This is a genomic window from Kitasatospora sp. NPDC059973, assembly GCF_042737525.1.
Classification (GTDB): domain Bacteria; phylum Actinomycetota; class Actinomycetes; order Streptomycetales; family Streptomycetaceae; genus Kitasatospora.
This window is the reverse complement of sequence record NZ_JBHWUI010000179.1, coordinates 1-15,907: the sequence shown is the minus strand read 5'-3', so window position 1 is coordinate 15,907 and position 15,907 is coordinate 1. Positions and strand designations below refer to the sequence as shown.

The 15,907-nt window shown below is 74.7% G+C and carries 17 protein-coding genes and 1 pseudogene; 14 read left to right on the top strand and 4 right to left on the bottom strand.

The window, feature by feature from the left end; genetic code table 11:
- The 6 genes and pseudogenes from ACFWA9_RS33010 to ACFWA9_RS32985 all read left to right on the top strand — a co-directional run.
- Positions 1-243, top strand: a pseudogene (locus tag ACFWA9_RS33010) (hypothetical protein); the annotation flags it as partial.
- A gap of 232 nt (positions 244-475) precedes the next feature.
- Complete coding sequence (gene pstC, locus ACFWA9_RS33005; protein ID WP_352295183.1) at positions 476-1,390, top strand: phosphate ABC transporter permease subunit PstC; 915 nt, start codon at positions 476-478, stop codon at positions 1,388-1,390.
- A gap of 118 nt (positions 1,391-1,508) precedes the next feature.
- Positions 1,509-2,780, top strand: coding sequence for a phosphate ABC transporter permease PstA (gene pstA, locus ACFWA9_RS33000; protein WP_352295181.1), 1,272 nt, complete (start codon positions 1,509-1,511; stop codon positions 2,778-2,780).
- Positions 2,781-2,845: 65 nt separating this feature from the next.
- Positions 2,846-4,675: a substrate-binding domain-containing protein gene (locus ACFWA9_RS32995; protein WP_380392187.1), complete on the top strand. Its 1,830-nt coding sequence runs from the start codon at positions 2,846-2,848 to the stop codon at positions 4,673-4,675.
- Positions 4,672-5,604, top strand: a complete 933-nt coding sequence (locus tag ACFWA9_RS32990) for a class E sortase (protein ID WP_380392184.1) — start codon at positions 4,672-4,674, stop codon at positions 5,602-5,604. Before ACFWA9_RS32995 ends, ACFWA9_RS32990 begins: the two co-directional genes overlap by 4 nt.
- Before the next feature lie 38 nt (positions 5,605-5,642).
- Positions 5,643-6,530 (top strand): phosphate ABC transporter ATP-binding protein, encoded by an 888-nt coding sequence (locus ACFWA9_RS32985; RefSeq protein WP_352295175.1) that lies wholly within the window; start codon positions 5,643-5,645, stop codon positions 6,528-6,530.
- Positions 6,531-6,662: 132 nt separating this feature from the next.
- Here ACFWA9_RS32985 and ACFWA9_RS32980 read toward each other — a convergent pair whose 3' ends face one another.
- From ACFWA9_RS32980 to ACFWA9_RS32970, 3 genes are all read right to left on the bottom strand, one after another.
- The gene (locus ACFWA9_RS32980) at positions 6,663-7,487 is read right to left on the bottom strand and encodes an HAD family hydrolase (RefSeq protein ID WP_380392181.1); all 825 of its coding nucleotides are present in this window, start codon (positions 7,485-7,487) and stop codon (positions 6,663-6,665) included.
- A gap of 69 nt (positions 7,488-7,556) precedes the next feature.
- Positions 7,557-8,501: a hypothetical protein gene (locus ACFWA9_RS32975; protein ID WP_380392178.1), complete on the bottom strand. Its 945-nt coding sequence runs from the start codon at positions 8,499-8,501 to the stop codon at positions 7,557-7,559.
- An 81-nt stretch (positions 8,502-8,582) separates the two neighbouring features.
- Complete coding sequence (locus ACFWA9_RS32970; protein ID WP_380392175.1) at positions 8,583-9,026, bottom strand: hypothetical protein; 444 nt, start codon at positions 9,024-9,026, stop codon at positions 8,583-8,585.
- A gap of 168 nt (positions 9,027-9,194) precedes the next feature.
- On the opposite strand from ACFWA9_RS32970, the gene ACFWA9_RS32965 reads away from it, so the two are divergent.
- Entirely contained in the window at positions 9,195-9,377 is a 183-nt protein-coding gene (locus ACFWA9_RS32965; protein ID WP_380392172.1) for a hypothetical protein, read from the top strand.
- Positions 9,378-9,420: 43 nt separating this feature from the next.
- Here ACFWA9_RS32965 and ACFWA9_RS32960 read toward each other — a convergent pair whose 3' ends face one another.
- Positions 9,421-10,308 carry an LLM class flavin-dependent oxidoreductase gene (locus ACFWA9_RS32960; RefSeq protein ID WP_380392169.1) on the bottom strand — a complete coding sequence of 296 codons (888 nt, stop codon included), beginning with the start codon at positions 10,306-10,308 and terminating at the stop codon, positions 9,421-9,423.
- 130 nt (positions 10,309-10,438) lie between these two features.
- Here ACFWA9_RS32960 and ACFWA9_RS32955 point away from each other — a divergent pair, with 130 nt between their 5' ends.
- The 7 genes from ACFWA9_RS32955 to ACFWA9_RS32925 all read left to right on the top strand — a co-directional run bounded on the left by ACFWA9_RS32955 (position 10,439) and on the right by ACFWA9_RS32925 (position 15,870).
- Positions 10,439-10,687 carry a hypothetical protein gene (locus tag ACFWA9_RS32955; RefSeq protein WP_380392167.1) on the top strand — a complete coding sequence of 83 codons (249 nt, stop codon included), beginning with the start codon at positions 10,439-10,441 and terminating at the stop codon, positions 10,685-10,687.
- Complete coding sequence (locus tag ACFWA9_RS32950) at positions 10,684-11,085, top strand: DNA-binding protein (RefSeq protein ID WP_380392165.1); 402 nt, start codon at positions 10,684-10,686, stop codon at positions 11,083-11,085. Before ACFWA9_RS32955 ends, ACFWA9_RS32950 begins: the two co-directional genes overlap by 4 nt.
- 123 nt (positions 11,086-11,208) lie before the next feature.
- Positions 11,209-11,784: a hypothetical protein gene (locus tag ACFWA9_RS32945; RefSeq protein WP_380392162.1), complete on the top strand. Its 576-nt coding sequence runs from the start codon at positions 11,209-11,211 to the stop codon at positions 11,782-11,784.
- 393 nt (positions 11,785-12,177) lie between these two features.
- Complete coding sequence (locus tag ACFWA9_RS32940) at positions 12,178-12,972, top strand: hypothetical protein (RefSeq protein ID WP_329488924.1); 795 nt, start codon at positions 12,178-12,180, stop codon at positions 12,970-12,972.
- A 53-nt stretch (positions 12,973-13,025) separates the two neighbouring features.
- Entirely contained in the window at positions 13,026-13,919 is an 894-nt protein-coding gene (locus ACFWA9_RS32935) for a hypothetical protein (RefSeq protein WP_380392159.1), read from the top strand.
- Entirely contained in the window at positions 13,916-14,767 is an 852-nt protein-coding gene (locus tag ACFWA9_RS32930) for a hypothetical protein (RefSeq protein WP_380392156.1), read from the top strand. Before ACFWA9_RS32935 ends, ACFWA9_RS32930 begins: the two co-directional genes overlap by 4 nt.
- Positions 14,764-15,870: a hypothetical protein gene (locus ACFWA9_RS32925; RefSeq protein WP_380392153.1), complete on the top strand. Its 1,107-nt coding sequence runs from the start codon at positions 14,764-14,766 to the stop codon at positions 15,868-15,870. The genes ACFWA9_RS32930 and ACFWA9_RS32925 overlap by 4 nt, the downstream gene beginning before the upstream one ends.
- Positions 15,871-15,907 lie beyond the last annotated feature (37 nt).

Here is a 15,907-nt window from a genome sequence, read left to right as displayed (position 1 = left end):
GCCAAGGCCACCGCCACGCCGGGCGCTTCGGCGGGCCCGCTCGCGGCCGCTCCGGTCGCCGCCGGCTCCCCGGCGGCCGACCGCGCCGGCACCGCCCGGCTGCTGCTGCCGATCGCGGTGGTCGCGGGCCTGGTGCTGCTGATCGGCGGCCCCGCCGCGCTCTTCCTCGGCGGCACGCCCGCCGGCGAGCGCGCCGTCTCCGCCGTGGGCCGGACCTGGGCGCGGGTGCGCCGCCGGCCCTGATCCAGCGGACGCACCGGCTCGGGGGGGCCGCCGTCACGGCCCCGCCGAGTCCTCCGCCCCGGGCGCCACGGCCCGGGGCCTCCCCTGTACCGAGTACTTCCGTACCGAGCGCGCCGGAGAGCAGACCATGACAGCCGCCGCCGAGCCCGCGGCACCGTACGCCGGGGCTCCACGTCCACCAGAACCCGATGTCCCCCGCGTCATCACCGCCCCCGCCACGCCCGGAGATCGGGTGTTCCGGGGAGCGCTGCGGGTGGCGGGCCTCTCCGTCTTCGCGATCATGGGACTGATCGCGTTCTTCCTGATCCTGCGCGGCGCGAACGCGCTGGGCGAGGTGGGCTGGTCCTTCCTCACCGAGCAGAAGTGGCAGACCCAGGCCCACAACTTCGGGATCGCCGCCGTCCTGCCGAACGGCCTGCTGATCGCGGTGATCGCCCTGGTGATCGCCGTGCCGGTGGCGCTGACCACGGCGATCTTCATCTCCGAGTACGCGCCGACCCGGCTGCGGGCGACGCTGGTCTCGCTCATCGACCTGATGGCCGCGATCCCCAGCATCGTCTACGGCCTCTGGGGGCTGTTCTTCCTCCAGCCGCGCATCATCGGCTTCGTCCGCTGGCTGACCAACCACCTGGGCGACGCGATCCCCTTCCTCAAGGTGCGCACCGGCGACATCGGGACGTCCTACACCTCCTCCACCTTCATCGCCGGGGTGGTCGTCTCGCTGATGATCATCCCGATCGTCGCCTCGCTCAGCCGGGAGGTGTTCTCGCAGGCCCCGCAGGGCGAGCGGGAGGGCGCGTACGCGCTGGGCTCGACCCGGTGGGGGATGGTCCGCGCGGTGGTGCTGCCGTTCGGCCGCGGCGGTGTGATCGGCGCGGTGATGCTGGGCTTCGGCCGGGCGATGGGCGAGACGATCGCCGTCGCGCTCATCATCTCGCCGAACTTCAAGGCCATCAGCCACATCCTGGAGAACGGCGCCAACTCCATCTCGGCGCTGATCGCGCTGCGCTTCGGCGAGTCGGACGAGCTCTCGCTCTCCGCGCTGATGGCGGCCGGCCTGGTGCTCTTCGCGCTCACCCTGCTGGTCAACCTGGGCGCCGGGTTCGTGATCAACCGGTCTCGCTCCGGCGCTTCGACGGCGGACTGACCATGGCCCACCCCGCCACCCGCCGCCCGTTGCCGCGCGGCCCCTTGCCGCGCCGCCCGTTGCCGGGCCGCCCGTCGCCGCGCCGCCCGCTGCCGCTCCGCCGTGAAGGGACCGCCCGATGACCACCCTCGACCTGCCGCCGGCCACCGTGGCCGCGCCGGCCGACCCACCCGCGGCCGCCGCCGCGCCGCGCCCCGAGAAGCGGGTCCGGCTCGGCGGCTTCACCCGCGAGGACGTGCTGACCCTGGTCGGTGCGCTGGTCGGCTCGCTCGCCCTGGACTGGATGCTCTACGAGCGGATCCTGCCGTTCAGCGGTGCGCAGGGCTTCCTGCTCTGCTGGTACGCCCTGTTCCTGGTGGGCTACTTCGCCATCGGCCGCCTCCAGTGGAACCCGCTGATGGTCCGGGACCGGCTGGTCTCGGTCGTCGCCTGGAGCTCCGGCCTGCTGGTCGTCGGCCTGATCGCCGACCAGATCGGCTACGTGCTGGTGCGCGGCTACGACGCGGCCCGGCACCTCAACTTCTTCACCGAGTCGATGGACCACACCGCCCCGCTCTCCCCGATCACCTCGGGCGGCGCGCTCAACGCGCTGGTCGGCTCGCTCGAACAGCTCGGCCTGGCCACGCTGTTCGCGGTCCCGCTGGGCATCGCGGCGGCGGTCTTCATGTCCGAGGTCGGCGGCCGGATGGCCCGGCCGGTGCGGACCCTGGTCGAGGCGATGACCGCGCTGCCGTCGATCGTCGCGGGCCTGTTCATCCTCGGCGTCGTGATCATCACCTTCGGCTTCGAGAAGAGCGGCTTCGCGGCCTCGCTGGCCCTCACCGTGATGATGATGCCGATCGTCACCAGGGCCGCCGAGGTGGTCATCCGGCTGGTGCCCGGCACGCTGCGGGAGGCCTCGTACGCACTCGGCGGCAGCCAGTGGCGCACGGTCTGGAACGTGGTGCTGCCGACCGCCCGGCCCGGACTGGTGACGGCCGTGGTGCTCGGCATGGCGCGCGGCGTCGGCGAGACCTCCCCGGTGCTGCTGACCTCGGGGTTCACCTCGCAGTTCAACGGCAATCCGTTCAGCGAGCACCAGGTCTCGCTGCCGCTGTACATCTGGAACTACGTCAAGCAGCCCTATCCCGACATGATCGCGCGCGCCTTCGCCGCCGCGCTGACCCTGATGATCGTGGTGCTCGTCCTGTTCGTCACCGCCCGCGTCGTCGGCGGCCGCAAGCCGGGTCAGCTGACGCGCCGCCAGAAGCGCCGGATCGACCGCGCCGCCGCCGTCGCCGAGGCCTCCGCCCGGGGCGGCCACCGGGGATCCGCCCGGCCCTCGACCGCGGCCACCGCCCGTACCGCCGCCCGGCCCGCCGACGTGGCCACCGCCCTCGGGGAGCACTGATGTCCCGCCCAAACGCCTTCAGTACCAGAGGAGTTCCCATGTCGTGGGAGGCCGCAAGCCGCCCCGTGGCACGCACGTTCGCCGTGCTGCTGTCCCTGATCCTCGCCGCGGGCTCCCTCCTGCTGGGGCAGAGCACCCCCGCCTTCGCGGCCACCGCGCTCAACGCCGACGGCTCCAGCTGGGCCGGCCCGGCCATCGACCAGTGGCGCCAGGACGTCGCTCCGCAGGGCATCCAGATCAACTTCAACCCGATCGGTTCGGCGGCCGGCCGCAACCAGTGGAGCATCGGCCAGGACGACTTCACCGCCTCCGACGTGCCGTTCCGCTCGCAGACCGACACCGGCCTCGGCCAGGCCGGCCAGGCCGGCGGCTCCGGCAAGGCCGAGAACCCCCGGTACGGCTTCTCTTACGTGCCGATCACCGCCGGTGGGACGACCTTCATGTACAACCTGGTCGTCGCGGGCAAGCAGGTCCGCGACCTGCGGCTCTCCCCGCAGACCGTGGTCGACATCTTCACCAACAAGATCACCAACTGGAACGACCCGAAGATCACCGCGGACTACGGCAAGGCCCTGCCGAGCCTCCCGATCACCCCGGTGGTCCGCTCCGACGGCTCCGGCGCGACCGCCCAGTTCACCCGCTGGATGAGCCACACCCACGGCGCGCAGTGGGAGGAGTACTGCAAGGGCGTCAACGGCGTCAGCTGCGGTGACTACACCGAGTTCTTCCCGCCGTCGGGCCGGATGACCGCGCAGAACGGCTCCGACGTCGTGGCCGGCTACATCAAGGCCCCGTCCGGCCTCGGCACCATCGGCTACGACGAGTACGCCTTCGCCAAGCGCAGCAACTGGCCCGTCGTGAAGGTGCTCAACCCGGCCGGCTACTACACCCTGCCGACCGCCTCCAACGTCGCCGTCGCGCTCACCGCCGCCAAGATCCGCGGCGTGGACGACAGCACCGCCGCCGACGACCCGGACTACCTCCAGCAGAACCTCGACGGCGTCTACTCGATGAACGACCCGAGGTCGTACCCGCTCTCCAGCTACAGCTACCTCATCGTGCCGCGGGCCGGGGCGGCGCTCCCGCCGCCGCCGCGCTTCACCAACGACAAGGGCAGCGCCCTCAGCCGCTTCCTCGCCTACGTGCTCTGCGAGGGCCAGGGCGAGGCGGACGGCCTCGGCTACTCCCCGATCCCGCGCAACCTGGTCCGCGGCGGGCTGCTGCAGACCCAGCACATCCCCGGCAACGCCAGCCCGGTCGACGCCAACACCCTCGCCAACTGCGCCAACCCGACCTTCAACTCGGCCGGCCGGCTGACCGTGCTGGACAACGCCCCGCAGCCCAGCCCGTGCGACGCCAAGGGCGCCCCGCTGGACTGCACCGTGCAGGGCGGCCAGGCGGTCAAGTCCGGGTCCGGCTCGGGCTCCGGCACCGGCGGCTCCGCCACCGGGGGCGCCGGCTCCGCCACCGGCGGGACGGGCGGCAGCGCGAGCGGCGGGGCGGGGAAGACCCCCTCGGCGAGCGGCACCGGCAGCGGATCGTCCGGCACCGGGGGCACCGGGAGCGCGGCGGGGGCCGGGGGGACCGCCGGGGGCGGCACCGGCGGCACGGCCGACCAGCCCGGCGCGGTCGACCCGGCCGCGGGCACCGGCACCGAGGGCGACCAGGCCGCGGCCGAGGACGTCGTCGACCCGCAGACCGGCCAGGTGGTCGCGCGCGGCCGCGCCGCCACCGCCGGCGAGGTCACGGCCAACGTGGTCGCCGTCGACGGACGGCCGGACGACTGGATGCTGTCCACCCTGACCGCGCTCGAACTGCTCGCCGTCGTGCTCGTCCCGCCGCTGCTCGGCCGCCGTCTGATGCGGCGCCGCACCTCCGCCGGCGGCCGGTCGTGACCGCCCCGGCGCTGGAGAAGCCGGCGCCCCCCGCCACCGGCACCCCGGCCGCGCCGGCCGCCGCGACGCCCGCCCCGGACCCGGAGGCGGCCGGGGCGGGCCCCGGCGCCGCCCGGCCGGCCCGGCGGCGGTTCCTCCAGGGGGCCTGGGCGGTCAGCCTGCTGGCGGCGCTCACGATGGGGTTCGTCGGCTACCTCTTCACGCTCTCGCACCTCCAGCAGCGGCACTACCAGTCGACCGCGTACAAGACCTTCCGGGACCAGCTGGCCAAGGCGGTCGCGCCGACCGGCGGCGCCGCCGACGGGGACCCGGTCGCGCTGCTCGACATCCCGGCGATCGGTCTGCACGGGGCCGTCGTGGTGGAGGGCACCACCGGCCGGGACCTGATGCGCGGGCCCGGCCACCGCCGGGACACCGCGCTGCCCGGGCAGACCGGGGTCGCGGTGGTGTTCGGCCGCGGGGCGACCTTCGGCGCGCCGTTCGCCGAGCTGTCCAGGCTCCGGGTCGGCGACCGGATCGAGGCGACCACCGGGCAGGGCAGGTTCACCTACACCGTCAACGTCTACGGGGACGGCGACCACCCGATCAGCGACCCGGTCCGCAACCGGCTGGTGCTGGTCACCGGGGACTCCGACTGGATCCCCGGCTCGACGGTGATGATCGGCGCCCGGCTGGACGGCGACCCGGAGGTCAACCCCGGCGGGCGCCCCGCCACCGTGCCGTACGACAAGGCGCTGGCCGCCGACAAGGGCGCGCTGGCCACGCTGCAGCTGTGGTCGCTCGGGCTGCTGGGCGCGGTGGTCGCCGCGATCCTGCTGGCCCGGATCTGGCGCCGCTCGGCCGCCTGGCTCAGCATCGCGCCGGTGATCGCCGCGATCCTCTGGGCCGTCTACGAGAACGCCGCCGCCCTGCTGCCCAACCTCTACTGAAGCGCGCCCGGAGGACCGTACCGATGACGGATGCACCGATGACCGACGTACCCCCGCTCGACCCGTTCGCCCCGCACGACCGGGGCGGCTCCGCGAGCGAGACCACGCTGACCCTGCCGCCGGTCCACCCGGCGGACGCCGCCGGCGCCCCGCTGGCCGGCCTGGAGACCAGGGACGTCTCCGCCTGGTTCGGCTCGCACAAGGTGCTGGAGCGGGTCTCGCTCGGCATGCCCGCCGGGGAGGTCACCGCGCTGATCGGCCCCTCCGGCTGCGGCAAGTCCACCTACCTGCGGATCCTCAACCGGATGCACGAGATGGTCCGCGGCGCGCAGCTCGCCGGGGAGGTGCTGCTGGACGGCGACGACGTGTACCGGCCCGGCCGGCGGCCCGCCGAGGTCCGGCGGCGGATCGGGATGGTGTTTCAGCGGCCCAACCCGTTCCCGGCGATGTCCATTCAGGACAACGTCTCCAGCGGGCTGAAGCTGGCCGGCATCAAGGTGTCCAAGGAGGAGCGCGAGCACCTGGTGGAGAGCAGCCTGCGCCGGGCCGGCCTCTGGGACGAGGTCGCCACCCGGCTGCACACCCCGGGCGGCGCGCTCTCCGGTGGGCAGCAGCAACGCCTGTGCATCGCCCGGTCGTTGGCCGTCTCGCCGGACATCCTGCTGATGGACGAGCCGTGCTCGGCGCTCGACCCCACCTCGACCCGCCGGGTGGAGGAGACCATCGCGGAGCTGCGGGGGCGGCTCACCGTCGTGATCGTGACCCACAACATGCAGCAGGCGCAGCGCGTTTCGCAGTCCTGCGCGTTCTTCCTGGCCACCCACGACACCCCGGGGCGGATCGTCGAGGCCGGACCGACCGAGCAGCTGTTCACCGATCCGCGGGACCAGCGGACCGCGGACTACGTCAACGGCCGCTTCGGGTAGCCGGACCGCCCGGCCGGGCCCGGCCGGGCCGGAGCGGCGGAATGCCGGTCCGGCCCGGCCTCCTCGCGTTCCCGGCCCGCTCGGCGGTCTGCGGCTTCCTCGCGGCCCTTCGCGGCGCCTTCGTGTTTCGGCTCAGTGGCCGAGCAGCCGCTCCAGCACCGCCGCGACGCCGTCCAGCTCATTGCTCACCGTGTGCAGCGGCACCGCCGCCAGCACCTGCGGGTGCGCGTTGGCCACGGCGTACGCGGTACCGGCCCAGGCCAGCATCTCCAGGTCGTTCGGCATGTCGCCGAAGGCCACCACCTCGCTCCGGTCGATCCCGCGCCCGGCGCACCAGCGGGCCAGCGTGCTCGCCTTGGTGACGCCGGGCGCGCTGATCTCCAGCAGCGGGATCGGCGCGGACCGGGTGATCTCGGCGAGGTGCCCGGCCGCCTCGCGGGCCACCGAGAGCAGCTTGTCGGGGTCGAGGTCCGGGTGCTTCGCCAGCAGCTTGAACAGGCCCGTGACCGGCCCCCCGGTGCCGAGCAGCTCCTCGGCCGGGCCGATCGGGTGGTTCTCGTCCTGGCCCCACATCCGCACCTCGTAGCCGGGCTCGCGGGCGAACCCGGCCGGGTACTCGAAGGCGAAGGCGGTACCGGGCAGCTTCGCCCGCAGCGCCGCCACCACCGCCAGCGCGGCCTCCGCGCCGAGCGGGAACGACTCCAGCAGCTCGCCGCGCCGCACGTCGACCACCGCGCCGCCGTTGGAGCAGATCGCCACGCCGTGGCCGCCGATGTGGCTGCTGACCTGCTGCATCCAGCGCGGCGGCCGACCGGTCACGAAGACCACCTGGACCCCGGCCGCCTCGGCGGCGGCCAGCGCGGCGGCGGTCCGCTCGGAGACGGTGCCGCCGGCGCACAGCAGCGTGCCGTCCAGGTCGGTGGCGATCAGGCGGGGTGCGGTGCGGGGAGTGGTCACCGCTCCATCTTCGCCTACCGCCGTCGGGAGGTCACCGCCGCGACGGCGACCTCCTGACGGCTCGGCCCGCTAGCCGACCCGCAGGGTCAGCGCGGCGGTGTGCAGCGTGCCGCCGGTCATGAACTGGAGGAAGAGCCGCCAGTCCCCGCCGGTCGGCAGTTCGGCGTGGAAGGACAGCGTCGGGCCGCCGGTGCTGCCCGCCTCGGCCCGCGCCTGCGGGTGCAGGTGCGCGAAGGCCTGGTCGCCGGCGTGGAAGGCGGTCAGGTGGGCGAAGGTCTCCAGGTACGGCTGGAGGTCGGTGACCGGCCTGCCGTCCCTGGCGACGGTGACCTTCAGCTCGCCCGCCCGCCCGGCCGCCGGGGCGCCCTCGAGGGTGACGGTGTACCCGTCCACGGTCGTGCTGCCGGTGGCGGCGGGCAGCGGTGCGGCGGCCGCCGCACCCTCGCCCGGGACGTCCACCGTCCGGCTGAGCACCAGGCCGGCGCCCTTTCCGGCGCCGCTGTCCGGGACGAACGAGGCGTAGACCCGCCAGGTGCCGGCGGCGGGCGCGGCCAGCGGGGCGGTCCAGGTGCCGTCGGCGGCCATCTCGGGGTGCAGGTGCTGGAACCCGGTCAGGTCGGAGCGGATCGCGTAGAAGTGCATCCGCTTGGTCTGGTCGGTCTCGTACGCGGTGACCGGGGCCCCGTCCGGGCCGGTCACGGTGAACCGGTACTCGGCCGGAGCCCCGGCCGGGAGCGTGTCGACGGCCGAGGTGAGGCGGTAGCCGTTGCGCTCGGCGGCGGGGGCCCCGGCGGCGGGGGTGCCGGGGGCGGCCGTGGTGGCCGTGGCGCTCGCGGCGCCGTGGTCCATCCCGGCCATGCCGTGGCCGCCGGTCATGCCGTCGGCGCGGTCCGTGCCGCCCGTGCCGCCCGTCGCGGCGGAGCCGCAGGCGGTCAGGGCGAGGGCGAGGACGGCGGCGCCGGCGGTGAGCGCCAGGGCGCGGGTACGGGTACGGGTACGGGTGCTGAGGGACATCTGGTCGGTTCTCTTCCGGTGGGTGCGAGCAGGACGCGGCGCGCCCGGAGCCCCTGCACGGGGTCTCCGGCGCGGGCCCGGTCACGTCCGTGCGACGCACACCCGGAGCAGCAGCCGGCGTCCGGCGTCGGGCGGTGCCCGCGGCCCGGTGGTCCGCCGCTCCCGCGGGGCCGAGGGCATCCGGACGGCGGGGAGCACGGCCGCGGCCCCGGCCGCGAGCGGGGCGGCCGCCGGGAGGCCGGCGCCCTCCCGGTCCCGGGCCGACACGCAGGGGACGGCCTGCGGAGCCGCGTCCGGCGCCCGCCGCCCGTCCAGCCTCGGGGCGTCCGCGGGGGCGGCGTGGTGGGCGACCGCTGCGCGGTGGCCCGCCGAGCCCGCGACCGCGACGGCCGCGGGCCGGTGGCAGCCGCCCGGCGCCGTGGGCGAGCCGTGCATCAGGAAGAGTCCGGCGAGCAGCGCGCAGAGCAGCAGCGGCCGGGCCGCCGCCCGACCGCGTCCCCTCCTGCGCCGTTCGCCCGCCGTCACGGGCGAGACAATACCCCCGGCCGGTATCGGATCGGCGTCAGCGCCCGCCGCCGCACCGTATTTCGGCCCCCGAGCCGTTCTTTCCGGCCGTTCCCGCACCGTGCCGGGTGTCCTGCTTCCTCTTCCCGGGCATGACTGATCCCGGCCACCCCGTCGGCAGGAAGAGCCATGCGAACTCGCCACGCCCGAGACGAGCGCCCACCGACCACCCCGCCGGACGCCCCGCGCGAGACGCGCGACCCGGTCCTGATCGGCGACTTCATCTTCGACACCCTCGCCGAGCTGGCCCGCCGCACCGCCCCGGACGCGACCCCGCACGTCCCCACCCAGCGCACCCGCCCGCACCCGTGACGGCCGCCGGCCGGCCACCGCACCCGCGGTGGCCGGCTCCGGTTCACCCCAGCTGGGCGAGGCCCTCGGTGGCGATCTTCTCGAAGACGGCCGGGTCGTTCTCGAAGATCGAGCCCGGCACCGGCCAGTGGATCACCAGCTCGGTGATCCCCAGCTCCCGGTAGGTGCCCGCCCAGTCCACGAACGCGTCCAGCGAGGCGAGCGGCCGCTCCGCCGTCGAGCCCTGGAGCAGCACCTTCTCCAGCTCCGCCGCGTCCCGGCCGCGCGCCTCGCAGGCGGCGGTCAGCTTCGCGATCTGCGCGGCGATCACGGCGGGCGCCTGCGCCACCGGCACGTCCGCCGGTCCCTTCGGGTCCCCGTACGTCACCCAGCCCTGCCCGTGCTCCGCCGCCAGCCGCAGCCCGCGCGGTCCGGTCGCGGCGACGTAGAACGGCACCCGCGGCCGCTGCACGCAGCCGGGGATGTTCCGCGCCTCGACGGCGGAGTAGTACGTGCCCTCGCGGGTCGTGGCGTCCTCGCGCAGCAGCTCGTCCAGCAGCGGCAGGAACTCCCCGAACCGGTCCGCCCGCTCCTTCGGCGACCACGCCTCCTGGCCCATCGCCGTCGCGTCGAACCCCGTCCCGCCGGCCCCGATCCCGAGCGTGAGGCGCCCGCCGGACACGTCGTCCAGCGACACGATCTCCTTCGCCAGCGTGACCGGGTGCCGGAAGTTGGGCGAGGTCACCAGCGTGCCCAGCCGCAGGCGTTCGGTCGCCGTCGCGGCCGCCGTCAGCGTCGGCACCGCCCCGAACCACGGCTCGTCCCGGAACGACCGCCAGGACAGGTGGTCGTAGGTGTAGGCGGCATGGAACCCGAGGTCCTCGGCCCGCCGCCAGATCTTCTGCCCCTCGCTCCACCGGTGGATGGGGAGGATCACCGTGCTCAGTCGCATACGGGCGACCCTACGCGCACACCTGTGCGCGAAGGATCGAGCGAGCCACGGCGGCGCCCTTCCGGTGGGAACGGGCACCCGGAGGGCCGGCGGGGTCCCACCAAAGCGCATACCGCAGTATGCTTCCCGTATGTCAGCAACCACGCGCATCACCGTCACCCTCCCGACGGAGCAGGTGGCCGAGCTGAAGAAGCTCACCGACAACGTCTCCGGCTATGTCGCGGAGGCGGTCGCGCGCCAGATCAGGCACCAGCTGCTCGCGGACGACCTGCGCCGTTACCAGGAGGACCACGGTCGCTTCACCGACGAGGAGTTGGCCGAGGCGCAGGCCAGGATCCTCGCTTCCGGGGGAGCCGCGGGTTCGGCGAGCGCCGCGTGACCGAGCGCTTCGAAACGGTCGTGCTGGATTCCCAGGGGCTGTCGGCGTGGATCACGCAGGACCGGGGTGTGCTCGCGATGATCCAGGTGTTCCACGCCATGGGCGCCGACTTCGTGGTCGGCGCGAACACCATCGTGGAAGTCGCGCACGCACGGGTCAACGAAGCCCGGCTCAACTGGACGCTCTCCCGGGTCCGGGTCGAGGCGGTCACGGATCAGGCCGCGCGGGCTTCGGTGAAACTGCTGAGGAACGCCGGGCTGCACGGGCACAAGTACGCGATCGACGCGACCGTGGCCGAGATGGCGCTGCGTCAGCCGGGGCCGGTGGCCGTGCTCACCTCTGACGTCGACGACCTGGCGAAGCTCTGCGGCGACCGCGTCCGGCTCATCGCGGTGTGAGGCCCGCCGGCGAGGCGGCGGCACCTCCCTCGACCCGCTCCCCGGAGTAGTCCGTGGGAGGGGCTAGTCTTTCCGCCGCACGCCTCACAATCTGATCATGCGTCAAACGGGGGTTCTTTCGGCATGCCCATTTTCCGGAGAGTATGCGGCGTCGGCCTGGTCGCGGTCGCCGCGCTGGGGCTCACGGCCTGCGGGCCCGACAACGCGTCGGACCAGGCGGGCGGCGGCCCGGCGGCCACCTCGCCCGCCACCTCGCCCGCCGCCGCGCCGACGGGTGCCGCGCCGACGGGCGGCAAGAGCGCCAAGCCGTCGGCCGGTGCGAGTGACGAGCCGGAGGGGTTCTGCGACGCCGCGCCGCTGCCCGCCGGGCAGAAGTGGGTCTACCCGGTCAAGGGGACCACCACGGCCACGCTGGTCTACAAGGACACCAAGACGGCGTGCGGGGTCAACGACGTGGTCTTCGAGCCGGTCGGTGCCGAGAAGAGCGCGCCGTTCGCGCCCGCCGCCAAGGGCCACCTGAACTCGGTCCTGGCGCCGTCCAAGGACGTCAACGTCGCCGATCTGGTGAAGCACATCGGTGAGTGCCTCACCGATCCCACCAGCACCAAGGGCTTCTACCCGTGCTCCGCCGGGGACTACAAGGTCGCGATCGACTCCGCCGGCAAGGTCGTCGAGGTGACCGAGCGCGCCCACTCCTGATCCGCCCCGCCGATCGGCCCGCCCGGTGGTCTCCCACCGGGCGGGCCGACGCGGTTTCCGGGTGCCGATTGCGGTTCGGTCACGGGATGTCCGATTGATTGATCATTGGGTGGGAGTGCGGTGATTGATTTTGTTGGCACACCTCCCGGGCGACTCTCATAATTCCTGGTGAGACGCGTGACGGTCGGCCTGGAGAGCCACGGGGGGTGGCCCGCGAGGGGCCCGTGCGCGACATTCCACATTCCCCGGGGGAGCTCCTTGTCCGCGCCCGAAAACGTGCCGTCCGCCGCCGAACCGGCGAACGGTGCGTCGTCCGAAACCCCTGCCGCTCCCGCGGCCGAAGCCGCAGCCGATCCTGCGGCCGTACCCGCAGCCGTACCCGCCGCTGATCCCGTGGCCGCCGCGCCGGTGGCCGCCTCCGGGCGGAAGCTGCCGCGCGCCGTCGGCGTGGCCCTGGCCACCGCCGGGCTGCTCGCCGTGACGGCGACCAGCGCCGCCGTCACCGTGGCCGTCGGGAAGCCCGACGACCGGCCGGCCGTCGTGGCCGCCCCGGCCAAGGCCGCGCCGACCGCGACCGCCGGCGCGAGTGCGAGCACCACCGCGTCGGCCTCGCCCACGGCGGTGCCGACCACCGCCGCGCCGACCACCGTCGCACCCGTCCCCCGGCCGGTGAGCACCCTCAAGGGCACCGTCAGCGGGGGCCGGCACGAAGGCGACCTGCGGTACTTCCTGCTCCCGATCCCCGACGCCGGCGAGTCCTACGGGCCGCCGGACGGGATGAAGCTGACCGACGACGAGGTGGCCGACCTCTTCGACAACCAGGACGGCATCATGCGCATCCTGGGCTCCTACGGGTACAAGGAGGCCGCCGCCCGGACGTACCGCACGGCGGACGGCAAGGCCGAGGTGACGGTCACCCTGATGCGCTTCGGTTCGACCGCGATGGCGAGCGAGTTCGTCCAGGGCTACACGATGAAGCTGGACCCGATCGCGATCGACGGCGATCCCGCCGCCCACGGCTACGTCCGCAAGCCCAAGCAGCAGGCGTACACCGGCTCGATGACCGGCATCTCCAGCCAGGGCGACGTCCAGTACACGCTCGACGTCGAGGTGAAGGGGACCCCGGACAAGGCGCTGCTGAGCGAGCTGATGAAGCGCCAGCGCGAGCGGCTCTCCTCCGGCGGCTGAACCGCTCCGCCGCCCACGCCCGACGCCACCTTTCCCCCTCCTGGAGCCACTCCGTGACCACCCGTCCCGTGGAGCCGTCGCCCGCCGACGGCCCCGCGCCCGAGGCGCCCGCCGAACCGGCCGCCCCCGTCGCGCCGCCCGTCGCGCCGCCCGCCGAACCGGTCGCCCCCGCCGACGGACCCGCGCCCGACGCCCCCGTCGCGCTGCCCGCCACGGTCTTCGCCGACGGGTTCGCGCCCACCGCCGCCGTCCTGCCGCCACACCGCCCGCGCCGGCCCCGGCCGGTGCTGCTGCTGACCTGCGGACTGCTGCTGGGCACCCTGCTCGGCGGCGCCGTCGGCTACGCCGTGCAGGCGAACCGTCCGCCGACCCCGTTGCCGCCGATCCAGGTCGCCCGGCCGTCCTACCCGGCCGAGGTGGTGGACCCGGCGGCCGTCGCCGCGGCGGCGCCCAGGCCGCCGGCCGTCGACGGCGACCTGCGGAAGCTGCTGGTGACGGCGCCGGCCGGCAGCACGGCCTGGGCGGACTTCCCCGACACGCCCAGCTGGATCACCATCGGCGAGCTCGCCGAGCACACCGGCCGGTCGGCGGAGGCCTTCCGCGCGCTGAACGTCGCGGAGTTCCGCCGCGCCGTCGAGGTGGACTGGAAGAAGGACGACCTGAAGGTCCGGGTCTCGCTGATCCAGTACGGCCCCGACCACGCCGCCTCGGCGAAGTACGCCGCCGCCGCCTACCGGCTCCAGCCGTTCGCGGACGACGCCAACGGCGGCTTCCACGTCGACAGCGAGCCCTCGCACTGGGCGGAGTCCACCGAGCAGTACTACCTGGGCACCGCGCTGGCGCAACGCGGCACGCTGGTGATGAAGGTCGAGGCCTTCGGCACGCGTCCGGTGAACCCCGATGTCGTGAAGGACATCGCCAAGCAGCAGTGGGAGCGGCTGGTATGAGCGACAGCACCGTGACCGTGACCGAGGCCGCGGACCCCGCGCCGGTCCCCGTCGGGCCGTTCGAGCCGTTCGGACCGGTCGGACCGGTCGAGCGGACGCCCGCGCCCACCGGTCGCCGGCTTCTCCGGGCCACCGGCGCGACCGTGGCGGCCGCGCTGGTCGGCGTGGTCATCGGCGTCGGCGTCATCGAGACCCGGTACGACGACCCCGCGCCCGCCAGCGCCGCCGCCGCACCGACGGCGGCGGCGCCCGCTCCGACCGCCACGCCCACCCCCTTCGGTGCCAAGGCCAACGGCAACCACTTCGGTTCGCTGCGGGACCTGCTGCTGCCCGTCCCGGCCGGCTATGCGCTCGGCCCGGACGACGGCGGCTACGGCAACGACGTCGAGCTGTCGGCGGACCAGCTCTCCGCCGAGATGGACAGTGACCTCCAGCAGATCCCCAAGGAGAAGCGGGACAAGCTCCGCCAGTACTGGGAGGGCCTGCACGTCAAGGCCACCGGGGTGCGCACCTACAAGACCGGTACGGACGACCTGGTGATCGGTCTGAGGCTGCGCCAGTTCAACCAGCAGGAGGTGCAGAAGGCCAACGAGTACACGGCCGTCTTCACCGGTGACACCGGGCTCTTCCGGATCGGCCCCGGGATCCCCGGGCACCCCGAGGCGCACTGCTACCTGATGCCCGCTCCGCCGTCCGCGCCGATCGACTACCTGGAGTGCTCGGCCGCCGAGGGCGACCTCCTGGTGATCATGAGCGCCGAGGGTGCGGCACCGCTGCCCAAGGACAAGATCGTCACCCTCTTCAGCCAGCAGCTCGACCGCCTCGCCAGCCCGGGAGCGTCCGCATGACCGACCACGCCACCCCGCACGACAGCGCGGCCCCTGCCGGGGCCGGCGCGCCGCCGGCGCCTCCCGCACCGTTCGCGCCCCCCGCCGCTCCGGCCAACCCGCCCGCCGAGGCGGCCCCGGGGGCCGACCCCTGGGCCGTCGCCCCCGGGGCCGGGACCCTGCCGTCGCTCCCGCCGCCGAGCCCCGAGGAGCTCGCGGCCCGCCGCACCCGCCGGCGCAACGCGGCGCTGCGCTGGGGCGCGGCCGCCCTGGTCTGCGTGCTGGCCGGTACCGGCGCCGCGCTGGCCGTCACCGCGCCCGAGCGCACCGACATCCCGGGTCTGGCCACCCGGGGCGACGGCCGGTACACCTTCCCCGCGCTGGTCCTGCCGCCGCTGCCGTCCGGCCAGGCGGCGCCCGGTGGGAGCAAGAGCCGGCACGCCGCCGACCTGCGGTACCTGCTCCTGCCCGCCCCGAAGGAAGCCGGCGGTTCGTCGGTCCCGGCGGTCTTCCCGACCCCGACCGCGACCCCGACCGCGACCCTCACCGCGGCATCGACCGCGGCACCGACCGCGAGCCCGGCCGCGTCGTCGCCCGCCGTGCCCGACGGCGCCCCCGCGAGCGCCCCGGCGGCCACTGGCGGGTCGGCCGCCCCGACCCCGGCCGCCGGCACGGCCCCGGCGGACTGGGTCGCCTGTGACGCGATGGCCGCCGAGCAGAAGGAGCCGGTGAAGCTGCGGGCCCTGCTGCTGCGCGACGTCTGCCGCGCCGCCACCGTCCGGGAGTGGACGGCCTCGGACGGCACTCGCACCCAGATCCGGCTGCTCCGCTTCGGCTCCTCCGTCGAGGCCTGGGACGTCTTCGCCGACCTGCGCGGCGACGGCGAGCCGAAGGACCTGCCGGGTCTGCGGCCCGCCTCCGTCATCGGCTGGGACAGCGTCTCCGGCGTCGACCTCGCCACCCGCGAGAGCACGACGCTGGCCGGGGAGGGCCGGACCACCGGGTACCTGGCCTACCTGAGCGCCGGCGACATCGTCGGCGTCATCACGATGACCAACGCCCGGGGCGTCCAGCCGCCCGCGTTCCGGCAGGTCGTCACGCTCCAGTCCGACCTGCTGGCCTGATCCGGCGCCACCCGGTGGGCGGCGTGCCCCGCGGCAC

Coding starts and splice junctions, on each gene's coding strand:
- ACFWA9_RS32930 (WP_380392156.1), top strand. CDS start 13,916: ATGAGCGACAGCACCGTGACCGTGACCGAGGCCGCGGACCCCGCGCCG.
- ACFWA9_RS32985 (WP_352295175.1), top strand. CDS start 5,643: ATGACCGACGTACCCCCGCTCGACCCGTTCGCCCCGCACGACCGGGGC.
- ACFWA9_RS32975 (WP_380392178.1), bottom strand. CDS start 8,501: ATGTCCCTCAGCACCCGTACCCGTACCCGTACCCGCGCCCTGGCGCTC.
- ACFWA9_RS32965 (WP_380392172.1), top strand. CDS start 9,195: ATGCGAACTCGCCACGCCCGAGACGAGCGCCCACCGACCACCCCGCCG.
- ACFWA9_RS32960 (WP_380392169.1), bottom strand. CDS start 10,308: ATGCGACTGAGCACGGTGATCCTCCCCATCCACCGGTGGAGCGAGGGG.
- ACFWA9_RS32955 (WP_380392167.1), top strand. CDS start 10,439: ATGTCAGCAACCACGCGCATCACCGTCACCCTCCCGACGGAGCAGGTG.
- ACFWA9_RS32945 (WP_380392162.1), top strand. CDS start 11,209: ATGCCCATTTTCCGGAGAGTATGCGGCGTCGGCCTGGTCGCGGTCGCC.
- ACFWA9_RS32925 (WP_380392153.1), top strand. CDS start 14,764: ATGACCGACCACGCCACCCCGCACGACAGCGCGGCCCCTGCCGGGGCC.
- pstA (WP_352295181.1), top strand. CDS start 1,509: ATGACCACCCTCGACCTGCCGCCGGCCACCGTGGCCGCGCCGGCCGAC.